Source organism: Bradyrhizobium sp. LM2.9, assembly GCF_054056555.1.
Map to the genome: position 1 here is coordinate 4,237,414 of NZ_JBSRYJ010000002.1, position 14,234 is coordinate 4,251,647.

Genomic DNA, 14,234 nt, shown 5'->3' on the forward strand with positions numbered 1-14,234 from the left:
CGTCACGCCGGCAAATCTGTCCCGGCAGAAACTGCCCATCTCCACCCTCGTCATTTCGCCGCAGGACTTTGCTCTCTTGCCGGCATTGCCGCCCCGGCCCTGATGAAACATGATGGGCTTTGGCCGGTGGCAATGTGCAGGTGGAGCTCAACCGATGAACGAGAACGAAGTCCGCAAGTCCATCGCGGAAGTGAAGCAGGGCACGCTGTCGCGACGCTCGTTCATGCAGACGATGGCCGCGATCGGGATCGCAGCGCCGGTTGCCAGCCAGATCCTGCTCTGGAACGACGTGGCGATGGCGGACGCCACGCTGCCCTACAAGCCGACCAAGCCTGGCGGCGGCGGCCCGCTCAAGATCCTGCTCTGGCAGGCTCCGACGCTGCTCAATCCGCATTTCGCGCTGGGCACCAAGGACCAGATCGCCTCGCGCGTGTTCTTCGAGCCGCTTGCCGGCTGGGACAAGGACGGCAACCTGTTCCCCTGCCTCGCCGCCGAGGTCCCGAGCAAGCAGAACGGCAGCCTCGCGGCGGACGGCATGAGCGTGATCTGGAAGCTGAAGCAGGGCGTGAGATGGCATGACGGCAAGCCGTTCACCGCCGACGACGTCGTCTTTACCTGGCAATACGCCGCGGACCTCGCGACCGCGGCGTACACCACGGGATCCTACAAGGACATCAAGGTCGAGAAGATCGACGACCACACCGTCAAAGTGATCTTCAAGAGCCCGACGCCGTTCTGGGCCGACCCCTTCGTCGGCTCGGTCGGTCCGATCCTGCCCAAGCACCATTTCGGCGACTATGCCGGCGCCAAGTCGCGCGAGGCGCCCGGCAACCTGAAGCCGGTCGGCACCGGTCCCTACAAATTCGTCGAGTTCAAGCCCGGCGACCTGATCAGGGCCGAACGCAATCCCGACTATCACGTCAAGAACCAGCCGCATTTCGACACGCTCGAAATCAAGGGCGGCGGCGATGCGGTCTCCGCGGCGCGCGCCGTGCTCCAGACCGGCGAATACGACTACGCCTGGAACATGCAGGTCGAGGAGGAGGTCCTCAAGCGCATGGAGGCAAGCGGGAAGGGCAAGCTCGACGTCACGCCCTCCGGCAACGTCGAGTTCATCATCCTCAACACGACGGACCCGTGGACCGAAGTTGACGGCGAGCGTTCCAGCACCAAGACGAAGCACCCGACGCTGTCCGATCCCGCCGTTCGCCGGGCGATCAACCTGCTGATCGACCGCGAGTCGATCCAGAAGTTCATTTACGGCCGCGGCGGCGTCGCCACCGCGAGCTTCGTCAACGCACCCAAACAGTTCAAGTCAGCCAAGCTGAAATACGAGTTCGACGTCGACAAGGCCAACAAGGTCCTCGATGAAGCCGGCTGGGCCAAGGGCGCGGACGGCATCCGCGAGAAAGACGGCAAGAAGCTGAAATTCGTCTTCCAGACCTCGACCAATGCGCCGCGCCAGAAGACGCAGGCCATCATCAAGCAGGCCTGCCAGAAGGCCGGCATCGAGATCGAGCTCAAGTCGGTCACCCCTTCGGTGTTCTTCTCGTCGGACGTCGGCAATCCCGACACCTACTCGAAGTTCTATGCCGACATGGAGATGTACAACACCACGCAGCCGCAGCCCGACCCGGAGCGGTTCCTGAACCAGTGCGTCTCCTGGGAGATCTCCAACAAGGACAACAAATGGCTGGGCCGCAACGTCTCGCGCTGGTCCGATCCCCAGGCTGACAAGGCCTACAAGGCGGCCCAGAACGAGCTTGATCCGGTCAAGCGCGCCGCACTGCTGATCAAGGTCGACGAAACTTTTTGCGAGGCCAACGTGTTTCTGCCGCTTCTCTCCCGCAACATCGTTAACGCAGGTGTCAACAACCTCATGGTCGACATGTCAGGGTGGGACGTCACGACGTGGAATCTGGCGAGTTGGTACCGCAACTGACGCCGGGCAGGCTGAACGCTCAATCTCCGGCTCGGGCCCACCAGCTCAATCCCTGCCGGCACTTCTGTTCACATGTGAACAGATCCGGCCAGGCCCTCGCATTGGGGCGAAGGTGGCGATCGGCGTGGCATCAACCACTTGAACCATTTGCGCAGCAATCGACCAACAGGTCCCAGATCCGTTCCGCCTCGCCTGATTTGCGGCTGTCCAGCCCCTTTTCCGCGCCGGACTGCGAATAGGCCGCCACCGGACGGGCCTCGCGAGGCACGATCCATCGCTGCGAGATCGGGTCGTACCATTTTCCGATGATCATCTCAGTCACGTCAATCGATCCACAGATTCGACTCAAGTTGAACGACACGGTCCGCGGGTTTCTTCCAAAGCCGTTCGCAGCGCATCGCCCATTTACCAATCGGCTTCTCGCGCGATCGTTCCCGCCGCCGCGTCAGCCCGGCCGCGCCGGATGAAGCGTACGGGGATGCCGCTCATGCAGTAGTCGCGCGAGCTCTTCCCGCTCAGCAGCCCGTCCCTTCATGGCGGTCTCGAACAGCGCTTCCTGGATGTCGCGAGGCATGTCGCCCCACACGTCCATCGCCGCCCGTCCGAGCAGGTTCGCGAGATGATCTGCTGCATCACTCATTCGGTTCTCCTGATCTGCGCACGGAAATGGAACAGCCGCAGCCGTGCGGCGTTCCAGTTCGTGGAGCATTACGAGCGTCGCTACGGCATGCTGATCGCCTGGGCGGAGGAACTTGGGCACGACCACATCGTGCGCTTCCTCACGACCAATTTGAACGAAGCGAAAGCTGCCAACACCGTTCTCATGGCGCGCAGATGAGTCTTCAGTCAGATGAACGGTTTCCCACCCGTGACCGCCAGGGTCGCTCCTGATGTGTAGCTCGAGAGCGGATCGGCAAGCATGACATAGGCGGTCGCGAGCTCGGCCGGCTGCCCGGCCCGCTGCATCGGCACCTGCTTGCCGAAATTCTTGACGGTGTCTTCCGGCATGGTCGACGGAATGAGCGGCGTCCAGATCGGACCCGGGGCGACCGCGTTGGCCCGAATGCCCTTCGTCGCCAGCATCTGGGCGAGCCCACCGGTAAAGTTCTGAATGGCACCCTTGGTTGTGGCATAAGCCAGCAGGGTCGGATTCGGCATGTCGGAATTCACCGACGCGGTGTTGATGATCGCCGCTCCCGGGCGCATGTGGGGGATCGCAGCCTTGGTGAGATAGAACATGGCGTGGATGTTGGTCTCGAACGTCCGCTGCCATTCCTCGTCGCTGATGTCAGCGAGGTCCTTGAACGTGGCCTGATGGGCCGCGTTGTTGACAAGGATGTCTATCCCGCCGAGCTCCTCGACGGTGCGCCGAACGATCGCGCGGCAATGATCGGGATTGCGGATGTCGCCGGGGATCAGGACGATCTTGCGTCCCTCGCGCTCCACCAGCGCCTTGACCTCGGCGGCATCCTCGTCCTCGTTCAAATAGGCGATGACGATGTCCGCGCCTTCCCGGGCATAGGCGATCGCGACCGCGCGGCCGATGCCGCTGTCGCCGCCGGTGATGATCGCCTTTTTTCCGGCCAGGCGCGCCGCGCCCTTGTAACTTTCCTCGCCGTGATCCGGTCGAGGATTCATCGCGCGCGTCGAGCCGGGCATCGATTGCTGCTGCGGAGGAAACGGCGGCTTTGGATATTCGGTCATGGAGCGGCTCCAGGAATTTGCTGCGCTAACGGAAAGCCGTCGGAAGCGTTCCTCGCCGTCCCATCACGCCACTTGGCCAAGCCGTACGATGATGTCGCCCCTGGTGCACCAGAAGGGGGTCGATCTCGTGATCGAGAAGGACCGCCTCGATCACATGCGCCGCGCTGCCATGGCGCAGGCCTTCAGTTGGACACAGTCGGCCAGGTCGTACGCAGCCATCTATAAATCTTCGATCCAGGCGGGCAACCGCAAGACAAGCAAGGAACGGAATCGCCTGAGGGACGGTTGCAACTCTACACAGGAGTTTTCGCCATGCGCCGCTCGAAGCCACAGCCGATCCGCAACAAACTCGACCTGGCCGACCGTACTCAAGTGCGGCTCGTCAGAAAGCGCCTTGGGCTGTCGGATTCGGAGCTGACCAGCATCGTCGACCGGATCGGCAACTCGATTGCGGCGATCAGCAAGGAGGCGGCGCAGCAAAGGGCAACCACACTGCCCAAGCCGGACGATGTTCCTCCTGGCACCGTGATCGCTGCGGCGGCCGTCGGCGAGCAGGCGACAGCCGAAATAACGGCGACTGAACCAGTTTCTTGAACGGCTATTCGGGGGCAACGATGGATCAACAAATACATTCGGACGACGCTCTGACGCGGGCGGCCTCGAGCCTGCGCCGCTCCCGGATCACCGAGGGCAAGCCGTTTCCGCTCGGCGCCACCTGGGACGGACTTGGCGTCAATTTCGCGCTGTTTTCGGCCCATGCCACCAAAGTCGAACTCTGCCTGTTCGACGATAACGGTGAGACTGAATTGGAGCGGATAGAGCTCCCCGAATATACCGACGAAGTCTGGCACGGCTATTTGCCCGCAGCCCGTCCCGGTACCGTCTACGGCTACCGCGTCCATGGCCCCTACGACCCCGACGCGGGACACCGCTTCAATCCCAACAAGCTCGTGCTCGATCCCTACGCCAAGCAACTCGTCGGCCGGTTGCGCTGGGGACCGGAGCTGTTCGGCTACCAGCTCGACCATGCCGACAAGGATCTCTCCTACGACGAACGCGACAGCGCGCCCTTGATGCAGAAATGCCGCGTCATCGACCCGGCCTTCACCTGGGGCGCCGCGCGCAAGCCGGAAGTGCCGTGGGAGCGGACGATCGTCTACGAGATGCACGTCAAGGGTTTTACCCAGCTGCATCCGCTGGTGCCCGACGCGGACCGGGGGACGTTCTCCGGCCTCGCGCATGCGGAGGTTCCGGCCTATCTGCGATCGCTCGGCATCACCAGTGCGGAGCTGTTGCCGATCCATGCCTTCGTCGATGACAGCTATCTGGTCGAGAAGGGATTGCGCAATTACTGGGGCTACAACTCCCTCGCCTTCTTCGCGCCGGAGCCGCGTTACCTCAAGACGCCGCTCGCGAACGAATTCAAGGCCATGGTCAACCAGTTCCACGCCCATGGGATCGAGGTCATCACAGCTGGTCTCAGAAATCTGAACATCGCGATAAGTGGAGTTTCTGCCTGAATGCGGCGATAGTTGCCGCAGACAGGAGCGACGATGAGCAGACGATCCCGCCGAACCCATTCCCCGGCCTTCAAGGCGAAAGTAGCGCTGGCCGCCATCAAGGGCGATCGAACGCTGGCGCAGTTGGCCGAGCACTTTGATGTCCACCCCAATCAGATCACGGCGTGGAAGGCCCAACTGGAGGGCGGTGCCTCTGACGTTTTCGGGGCAGGTCCCGCGGCATCTGCCGGGCCGGCCATCGACGTGAAGTCGTTGCACGCCAAGATCGGAGAGCTGACGCTGGAGAACGATTTTTTAGAAGGAGCGCTCACCAAGGCGGGGTTGCTGAGCGCAAAGCGATGATCGACCGTGAGCACGATCTGTCGATCACTAGGCAAGCGGAAGCTCTGAACATCAGCCGTGGCAGCGTCTATTACCTGCCGCGTCCGGTGCCCTCCGCCGACCTCGCGATTATGCAACGGCTCGATCGGTTGCATCTGGAGTATCCCTTCGCCGGTTCGCGTATGTTGCGCGGCCTGCTGGCTGCCGAGGGGTGCAAGGTCGGCCGCCGGCATGTGAAGACGCTGATGCGGCGGATGGGGATAGAGGCGCTCTATCGCCGTCCGCGCACGACCAAGTCAGAGCCCGGTCACAAGATCTATCCGTATCTGCTGCGCGGCATGGAGATCACACGGCCGAACCAGGTCTGGGCGATGGACATCACGTATATCCCGATGGCGCGCGGCTTCGTGTATCTCGCTGTCGTGCTGGATTGGGCAACCCGCCGGGTTCTCTCGTGGCGGTTGTCGATCACGATGGAGGCGGCCTTCTGCGTCGAGACCCTGGAGGATGCTTTGGCGCGTCACGGCAAGCCCGAAATCTTCAACACGGATCAGGGCTCGCAGTTCACTGGCGCGGCCTTCACGGGCCTGCTCACCAACCAAGCCATCGCCATCAGCATGGACGGCAAAGGGGCTTGGCGGGACAATGTGTTCGTCGAACGGCTGTGGCGCAGCGTCAAATATGAAGAGGTCTATCTGCGAGCTTACGAAACGGTCGGCGAGGCGCGAGCTTCGATTGGCCGCTATCTCGACTTCTACAACGGCCGACGTCCACACTCGAGCCTTGACGGCAGCACACCGGATCAAGCCTACTTCAACCAGCCGCCAATCCGCATGGCGGCCTAACCCCGGCAGACGCTCCACTTATCGACGCGGAGATTTTGTTCAGACAACCGGGACCAGCTCTATCCTCGACGTCGTCTACAATCACACCGCGGAAGGGAACGAGCTCGGCCCGACCCTGTCTTTCAAGGGCATCGACAACGCCAGCTATTACCGCCTGCTGCCGGACACGCCGCGCTACTACATCAACGATACCGGCACCGGGAACACGGTGAACCTGTCACACCCGCGCGTGCTTCAACTGGTCGCGGATTCCCTGCGCTACTGGGCGACCGAGATGCGGGTCGACGGCTTCCGCTTCGACCTCGCCACCATCCTGGCACGAGAGCCCTACGGTTTCGACGAAGGCGGCGGCTTCCTCGATGCCTGCCGCCAGGACCCCGTGCTCTCCAGCGTCAAGCTGATCGCCGAACCCTGGGACATCGGTCCGGGCGGCTATCAGGTCGGTCAGTTTCCGCCGGGATGGGCGGAGTGGAACGACAAGTTCAGGGACACCGTGCGCGCCTTCTGGAAGGGCGAAGAAGGATCGATCGCGGACTTCGCCAAGCGCGTGTCGGGATCCGGCGATCTCTTCAACAAGCGCGGGCGCCGGCCGTGGGCCAGCGTCAACTTCGTCACGGCCCATGACGGCTTCAATCTCAACGATCTCGTCTCGTACAACGACAAGCACAACGAGGCGAATGGCGAGGACAATCGCGACGGCCACGGCAACAATCATTCCTGGAACTGCGGCGCCGAGGGGCCGACGGACGATCCGGAAATCACGGCGCTGCGCGAGCGCCAGAAGCGCAATCTGCTGGCGACCATGCTGTTGTCTCACGGCACACCGATGCTGCTGGCCGGCGACGAATTCGGACATACTCAGAACGGCAACAACAATGCCTATGCCCAGGACAACGAGACCGCCTGGCTCGGCTGGATGGGCATCACCGCGAACGGCCGCAGCCTGCGCGAATTCACGCGCAAGCTGATCGCCACGCGCAAGGCATTTCCCATTCTCTACCGCAGCCGCTTCCTGGTCGGTTCCCACAACGAGGAGCTGGACGTCAAGGACGTGACGTGGCTCGCGCCGTCCGGAGAGGAAATGACGACGGAGCAGTGGGAGGACGGCAACGCCAAATGCTTCGCTCTGCTGCTCGACGGCCGCGCCCAGGAGACCGGGATCAAGCGCCGCGGCTCGGATGCGACCATGATGCTGATCTACAACGCCCATTACGACGTCGTGAATTTCACCTTGCCCGCCGTCGCCGAGGGCCGCAACTGGCTCGGGTTGATCGACACCAATCAACCCGAGGGGCAGATGCCCGCGTTCGAGTTCGGGCGCGCTTATGCAATGACCGGGCGATCCCTCGTGGTGTTCGGTCTCGCTACCGAGACCGTCGCGACGCGCCGCCTGCGACAAGGCGTCGGAGCGCTGCTGGACATCGTGGAGGCGCCGCTGCCCGGATAGTTCGCCATGATGGGGCGAGCCGACGCTTCGAGCTGACGCCAACAGGAACGCACGCAGGTCGGAGGCGTTCGAGTAGACGGGGCATCAGTCGGAGAACACCGAGATGAAGTTCACAGGTGCCGTTATCCTCGCTGCCCTTGCGCTGCCCGCAGCAGCCTGGGCGCAGTCCAGCAAGCCTGACGTATCGTCCGCGCCGAGCGCGAAGAATTCAGGGGCCGGCATTGCCGGACAGCCCGGCAACAAGAACGGTCCGGCCGCCAAGCCCGGTGAAACCGTCGGATCGAGTTCGACGAACTCCACCGGCAACCCCGCCGTGCAATCGCAGGACCCGTCGAATATTCAGGGCGCACCGGGCAACAAGAGCGGGCCGCCCGCCAAGCGTCCGGATCAGCGCTGACAAAGCGCGCGCAATCCTGCCGCCAACGACATCGAACGATCTGCGCCTGACACCACCGGCGCAGATCGTCTCGATAGGAACGAACCTTGAAGCCGCCCGTTCGGAAAGCATCTTCTTCTCCTGTCCTTCGAACCCGAAAGTCCCCCCATGTATCACCACGTCAAGAAGCTGATGTTCACCGTTCGGGTGGACGAGCCGGATTCCCGCTTTGGCAACATGCTGCTTGAGCAGTTCGGCGGCGCCAATGGCGAACTCGCGGCCGCCATGCAGTACTCGATACAGGGGTTGAACTGCGAAGATCCCGATCGCAAGGACCTGCTGATGGACATCGGCACCGAGGAGCTCAGCCATCTGGAGGTGGTCGGCACGCTGGCGCGGATGCATCTCAAGCCGTCGAAGTTCGACCGCCAGGCGGCCGAAGCCGACCCCCTGATCGCGATCGCGGGCGGCGGTGGGGTCAATCTCTTCAACTCCCAGGGAAATGCCTGGACCGCCGACTATCTGAAGATCACCGGCGAGCTCGACGTCGATCTGCGCAGCAACATCGCCGCGGAGGCGCGGGCCAAGATCGTCTACGAGCGGCTGATCAATTTCTGCGATGACGCCGGCAGCAAGGACGCGCTGCAATTCCTGATGACCCGCGAGATCACGCACATGAAGGCGTTCGCGCTGGCGCTCGAAAGCATGGGCAAGCCGACGTTCAGCATCGGCCGCCTCGCCCCGACGCCCGGCCTCGTCGACCAGTTCTTCAACGATTCCACCGGCGCAGGCGACCATGGCGAGATCGACACGCGCGGACCGTGGAACGAGGGCGGCGACTGGGTCTTCACGGACTCGCCGGCGATCCAGGCGGGCGAACCGGGTCCGGCCACCGCCATCGTAACGGAGAGCTCGCCGCCGGCAGACGAAGCTGGTCTCGGTGATCTGCTTATCAACGAGCTGCGCGATATCCTGCATGCCGAGAAGCAGTTGACCAAGGCGCTTCCCAAGATGGCGGCGGCTGCCCGCTTCGACCAGTTGCGCGAGCTGTTCGAGCACCACCTCGCGGAGACCGAAGCGCAGGTCGAGCGCATCAACGAATGCTTCGAAATGCTCGGCAAATCCGCCCGCGCCAAGCCCTGCAAGGGGATGATGGGCCTCGTCGAGGAGGGTCAGGAGATCATGGCCGAAGGCGAGGACAAGGAGGACGCGGCGGCCGACCTCGCCCTGATCGGCGCGGCACAACGCGTCGAGCATTACGAGATCGCGGGCTATAGCACGGCGCGCAACCTCGCCCAGCAACTTCGGCACAGTGCCATCGTCAGCCTGCTGTCGAAATCGCTCGCCGAGGAGGAGAACGCCGACCAGCTCCTCAACCAGGTTGCCCGCTCGCTGATGTCGGTGGCGAAAATGCCGGCGACGGTCGAGCAGACCGAATAATCCCTAGGCGTCGAGGAGTTCGAGGAATTCCTCGACGCGGCTGAACGGGTCCTGGTCGCGGCGACCGGAATAGACGACGCGGTCGCCGTCGCGCTGGAGCGATCCCGCTTTCGACTTCGCCCTGGATTTCGGCAGCCTCCCCGGCAGGAACGTCGCGGCGACGGCCTCGGGCCCGACATCGAGCCTGACGATGCCGCGCCGCTTGCAATCGACCCGGAGTCTGGCGGATGCGAAGAAGTCGCGAGCCTCCGGCGGCAGTCTGCCGAAACGGCGCGAGATCTCCTCCTCCAGATCTTCCAGATCGTCGTCGCTGCGGCACCGGGCTGCGCGCCCATAAATCTCGAGCCGGACCGCTTCCGATTGCACGTAGCCTTCAGGCAGCATGTCGGCCAGCGGCATATTGAGATCGGGGACCCACAGATCGGCGCCGGTGTCGCTGCCGCGCTCGGAGGCCAGCTTCAGAAGGTGACTGTAGAGCACGGGTCCGAACACCTGGACGTGCCCGGACTGCTGTTCCGAGAACAGATCGCCGGCGCCCCTAAGGTCGAGGTCGCGCTCGCTGATCGCAAAGCCGGCACCCGGCTTGCTGAATTCCTCCAGCACCGCCAGACGCTTCTCGGACTGTTGCGAAGTCGATTCCGTCAGCAGATGGGCAAACGCGCGCGTGCCGCCGCGTCCCACCCGCCCCCTGAGCTGATGCAGCTGTGCCAGGCCGAACTTTTCGGGCCAGCACACCACGATGGTGTTGGCGCGCGGTATGTCGAGGCCACTTTCCACGATATTGGTCGCCAGCAGCACATCCGCTTCGCCGTCGACAAAACTCATCATCCGGTCGTCGATCTCCTCGACGGGCAATCTGCCGTGCAGACAGACGATGCGCAGCTCCGGCGCCACCGATTGCACTCGCGCCAGCATCGGCTCCAGATCCTGGATGCGCGGACAGATCAGGAAGCTCTGCCCGTTCCGCCTGCGCTCGCGCAGCAGCGCCGCGGCAATGGCGGCTTCCGAAAGCGGCGCGATCCTGGTCACGATGGGAAGGCGATGAACCGGCGGCGAGGCGATCACGCTGAGATCCCTGAAGCCGGCAAGACCCGCAGCGAGCGTGCGCGGGATCGGCGTGGCGCTCATCCAGAGCGAATGAGCACCCTTTGCCAGTCCTGAAAGCTTCGTCTTCTCCGCCGCGCCGAAATGCTGCTCTTCGTCGATGATGACGAGGCCAAGATCGGCGAACTTCACGTCCTTTGCCGCGAGAGCCTGCGTGCCGACCACGACTTTCAGCCTGCCACGCCGCAGCCCTTCCTTCGTCTCCCGCGTCTCCGGGCCTGAACTGGCCCGCGACAGGCTTCCCACCTCGATCCCGAGCGGGCCGAACCGTTTGCGGAAGGTTTCGACATGCTGCCGTGCCAGCACGGTCGTCGGCGCCGCGATCGCCACCTGCTTGCCCGACAGCGCCACCGCGGCCGCCGCGCGTAGCGCCACCTCGGTCTTGCCGAATCCGACGTCGCCGCAGATCACCCTGTCCATGGGATGGCCCGCCGCCAGATCGTCGAGGACGTCTTGAATCGCCTTGGCCTGGTCGACCGTCGTGAAATAGGGGAAACGCGCGACGAATTTTTCGTAGTTCGCCCCCGGCGGCACCAATTTGGGTGCACGGCGGCGGCGGCGCTGACTGATGTGTTTGGCGAGCGCCTTGGCGGCGACCTGGATTTCCGCTTCCGCCTCGGTGCGCCGCGCCCACCAGCTGCTGCCGTCCGCCTTGTCCAGCGTGAGCTTGCCGGGCTCCCCGGCATACGGCCAGATCACGGCAAGATCGGACGGCGGCACCAGCACGGCATTGTCGCCCGCAAAGGCGAGCCTGATCATCTCGCGCCGCGATCCCCGTCCCATGTCGAGGGTCTGCAAGCCGTCGAGCACGGCGAGCCCGCGTTGCAGATGGACGATGGCGGCGCCCTTCTCGGGCACGTCAGGATGATCGAACGCCGGATTCCACGAGCGCGCCATCGGCTGCGGATGATGAGCCCGGCTGCCGAGCACGTCGGACGCGGTCACGACGACAAGCGGCTTGCGGCCCGTGCCAATGAACCCCGCGTCGAAATCGGCCAGCAGCGCGGCTTCGCGGCTCCGTCCCTTCGACACCTCGCTCCAATCGGCAAGGCGCTCCGCCTTGATGCCGCTCATGCGCTCTATCGCGCGAAGGTCATCCTCGACCGCCGCGACGAACAGCAGCCGCGATCCACCGCGCTGCATGTCGGCGACGAAAGCGCGAAGTGCCTTGCGCGGCGCGGCGAGCTTCGAGAACTCCGGCGTCGAGATGAAGGCGGCCTTGCGCGGCAGCACGCTGAAGCTCTTCTTCAGCCGCTTCCAGTCCGCCTGCCCCAGATATTCGCGCTCCGCATCTCTGCGGCCGGCGGCCTCCTCGATCGTGCCGAGCCAGCTATCGGCATGGGCCGACACCCCGGCATCCACGATCCATCGCGCGCGACCGCAATAATCCGGCAGCGTCGCCCGCTGTCCGCGCGTAGCTCCCAGCGCGATCCGTTCGGACATGGGGTCGATGGTCAATTCCTTGGTCTCGTAGACGACCTCGTGCTCGACCGGATCGACGGCGACGATCTTGCGGATCGTCTCGCCGGAATGCTCGATCCTGAAGGGCGCAAGTGCGCCGGCGGGAAATACTTCGAACGTCTTGCCGTGGAACAGGACGCCGCCGGGATACTCCGCCTCTTCGTCGAGATCGTAGCCGAGCGCTTCCAGCCGGCTCTCCAGCTCGGGCCCCGAATAGGGCGCGCCCACCTTCAGCGTGAGGCTCGACCGCGACCAGCTCGCCGGCAGCGGCAGCCGTTCCATGATGGCTTCCGCGGTGGACACCAGGAAGACCGGCTTCTTGGCCTTGGCGAGGCGCCGCAGCACCGCGCTGCGCCGGCCCGCGATCTCGCGGGACGGCTCGAGGCCGTCGAAGGGCAGCGTGTTCAGGCGCGGAAACACCAGCACTTCGACCAAAGGATCGAGCGCGTGGATCACGCCGCCCAGCCGCTCCGCCCTGCTCTCGTCGTCGCAGAGGAACACGAGGCCGTCGCGGCCGGATTTTTCCCATTGCTCGAGCAGATGCAGCGCCAGCATACCGAGCGGCGATGAGGAGGCGACCGCGGAACGCGAGGCGCTCTTGCTTTTTGAGCCGCTACTTTTTGAGCCGATATTCTTTAAGCCGCTACTTTTTAAGCCTTGGCTCTTCGAGCCTTTGCTTTTTGAGCTCTGGCTCTTTGAGCTCCGGCTTTTTGTCTTTATCGCGCCGGTCGTGGCCCGGGCTTTCCTGGTGGGCGCCAATTTGTATCCAATGTTGTTTCGCAAATGGAGGCGAGCGTCGACGAGCCCTCCGTCGAGCTCCGTCCGCATCTCGGGCCTGAGCGCCCAATGACGTCATTACAATTTTGCAATTGCGTTGAAAAGCGGAGAGACAGGGCGAAGGCAAGCGGCCTGCGGGCAGAAAGCTATTGCAGGACCTTCGGCAGCACCACGACCACGTCGACGCTCTGCGCCAGGATCTGCGTCGCGACCACGGCAAGGTGATGCGAGAACTCGTCCTCGATCTCGGCCGCACAGTCTTCGTTGCGCGCAACGGCGAACAGCAGATTGCCGTCCATTTCGTCGAACCGGATGCCGGCGAAGAGGCGATCGAACGTTTCGACGCCCGCGACGAACGCGATCCGCGCCTGGATGGCCTGGTCTTCGACGAGTGACAGCTTCCTCATCTGCGCAACATATGGCCGCAGTTCCCGAATGCAAGAGCCGGAGGGCGCTGGCGCGGCGTGCATTGCGAACTATATTGGTGGCATCGTCCCGCCTGACCGCCGTTTGCCCTTGAGGAAAGTCTTGATTCTCTTCCTGCTGCTGATGTTCGTGCCGATCGGCGTGTCGGCCGGCCGCTATTATTTACGCGGAGACGGCCGCGGCAATTGGCAGACGGCGGATCGCTCCAGCGCCGGCCTTCTGCCGTCCGCATCCGCCGATCCGGACGCGCTGATCCGCGTGTTCGCCGCGCGCACCGCGCGCTGGCGTAGCATTTTCGCCGTCCACACCTGGATCGTCGTCAAGGAGAAAGGTGCCGCCACCTACAGCCGGTACGACTACACGGCCTGGGGCGACCCGATTCGCAGCAACGGCTTTGCGCCCGACGGCCGCTGGTTCGGCGCCCTGCCGGAAACGGTGGTCGCGGTCGACGGCACGCGGGCCGAAGCGCTGATTCCGAAGATTCGCGACGTCATCGAGAATTACAAGTTCCGCACCTATGGCGACTACAGCGCCTGGCCGGGCCCGAATTCCAACACCTTCGTACAGGCGGCGCTGGACGCCGTTCCCGAGCTGCGCGCCGTGCTGCCGCCGACCGCGATCGGCAAGGACTTTCCCTACAGCGGACGCTGGGCCGGCGTCACGGCGTCCGGCACCGGCCTCTACGCCTCGCTGTCGGGCTATCTCGGCATGACCATCGGTTGGGTCGAAGGGGTCGAGATCAATTTCCTCGGCGCGGTGCTCGGCCTCGACGTCCGCCGCCCGGCGGTGAAGCTTCCCGGCATCGGGCGCCTGGGGATCGCCGCCGGCGCGTAAGGGAATGACGGAGCAAGAGGCAGCTCTGCAATGTGTG

The 14,234-nt window shown here is 64.0% G+C and carries 11 protein-coding genes and 3 pseudogenes; 9 read left to right on the forward strand and 5 right to left on the reverse strand.

Annotation, left to right across the window (positions count from 1 at the left end):
* The first annotated feature begins 154 nt into the window (after positions 1-154).
* Positions 155-1,942 (forward strand): peptide ABC transporter substrate-binding protein, encoded by a 1,788-nt coding sequence (locus ACVWW3_RS22100; protein WP_456672113.1) that lies wholly within the window; start codon positions 155-157, stop codon positions 1,940-1,942.
* 130 nt (positions 1,943-2,072) lie between these two features.
* On the opposite strand, the gene ACVWW3_RS22105 is transcribed toward ACVWW3_RS22100, so the two are convergent.
* Positions 2,073-2,255, reverse strand: coding sequence for a hypothetical protein (locus tag ACVWW3_RS22105; protein ID WP_247348498.1), 183 nt, complete (start codon positions 2,253-2,255; stop codon positions 2,073-2,075).
* 132 nt (positions 2,256-2,387) lie between these two features.
* Positions 2,388-2,582: a hypothetical protein gene (locus ACVWW3_RS22110; RefSeq protein ID WP_247348427.1), complete on the reverse strand. Its 195-nt coding sequence runs from the start codon at positions 2,580-2,582 to the stop codon at positions 2,388-2,390.
* A gap of 54 nt (positions 2,583-2,636) precedes the next feature.
* Here ACVWW3_RS22110 and ACVWW3_RS22115 point away from each other — a divergent pair.
* A pseudogene (locus ACVWW3_RS22115) lies at positions 2,637-2,780 on the forward strand (DUF892 family protein); the annotation flags it as partial.
* Between the two features lie 8 nt (positions 2,781-2,788).
* Here the strand turns inward: ACVWW3_RS22115 and ACVWW3_RS22120 are convergent.
* Complete coding sequence (locus tag ACVWW3_RS22120; RefSeq protein ID WP_247444761.1) at positions 2,789-3,646, reverse strand: SDR family oxidoreductase; 858 nt, start codon at positions 3,644-3,646, stop codon at positions 2,789-2,791.
* Between the two features lie 312 nt (positions 3,647-3,958).
* On the opposite strand from ACVWW3_RS22120, the gene ACVWW3_RS22125 reads away from it, so the two are divergent.
* From ACVWW3_RS22125 to ACVWW3_RS22150, 6 genes and pseudogenes are all read left to right on the forward strand, one after another.
* Positions 3,959-4,240, forward strand: coding sequence for a DUF3606 domain-containing protein (locus tag ACVWW3_RS22125; RefSeq protein WP_247348501.1), 282 nt, complete (start codon positions 3,959-3,961; stop codon positions 4,238-4,240).
* A 20-nt stretch (positions 4,241-4,260) separates the two neighbouring features.
* Positions 4,261-5,115, forward strand: a pseudogene (locus tag ACVWW3_RS22130) (glycogen debranching protein GlgX); the annotation flags it as partial.
* 84 nt (positions 5,116-5,199) lie between these two features.
* Positions 5,200-6,332, forward strand: a protein-coding gene (locus ACVWW3_RS22135; protein ID WP_456647380.1) for an IS3 family transposase whose coding sequence is annotated in 2 segments (ribosomal slippage) — positions 5,200-5,455 and positions 5,455-6,332 — 1,134 coding nt in all. Because the reading frame shifts where the segments join, the coding sequence is not laid out codon by codon here.
* A gap of 49 nt (positions 6,333-6,381) precedes the next feature.
* Positions 6,382-7,779, forward strand: a pseudogene (glgX, locus tag ACVWW3_RS22140) (glycogen debranching protein GlgX); the annotation flags it as partial.
* Between the two features lie 103 nt (positions 7,780-7,882).
* Entirely contained in the window at positions 7,883-8,176 is a 294-nt protein-coding gene (locus ACVWW3_RS22145; RefSeq protein ID WP_456648667.1) for a hypothetical protein, read from the forward strand.
* A gap of 147 nt (positions 8,177-8,323) precedes the next feature.
* Positions 8,324-9,595, forward strand: coding sequence for a DUF892 family protein (locus ACVWW3_RS22150; RefSeq protein WP_456648666.1), 1,272 nt, complete (start codon positions 8,324-8,326; stop codon positions 9,593-9,595).
* Between the two features lie 3 nt (positions 9,596-9,598).
* Here the strand turns inward: ACVWW3_RS22150 and ACVWW3_RS22155 are convergent, their stop codons facing one another.
* Positions 9,599-12,715: a DEAD/DEAH box helicase gene (locus ACVWW3_RS22155; protein ID WP_456672114.1), complete on the reverse strand. Its 3,117-nt coding sequence runs from the start codon at positions 12,713-12,715 to the stop codon at positions 9,599-9,601.
* A gap of 368 nt (positions 12,716-13,083) precedes the next feature.
* Entirely contained in the window at positions 13,084-13,344 is a 261-nt protein-coding gene (locus ACVWW3_RS22160; RefSeq protein WP_456648665.1) for a hypothetical protein, read from the reverse strand.
* Positions 13,345-13,465: 121 nt separating this feature from the next.
* On the opposite strand from ACVWW3_RS22160, the gene ACVWW3_RS22165 reads away from it, so the two are divergent.
* Positions 13,466-14,197, forward strand: a complete 732-nt coding sequence (locus ACVWW3_RS22165; protein ID WP_456648664.1) for a DUF3750 domain-containing protein — start codon at positions 13,466-13,468, stop codon at positions 14,195-14,197.
* Positions 14,198-14,234: the final 37 nt, after the last annotated feature.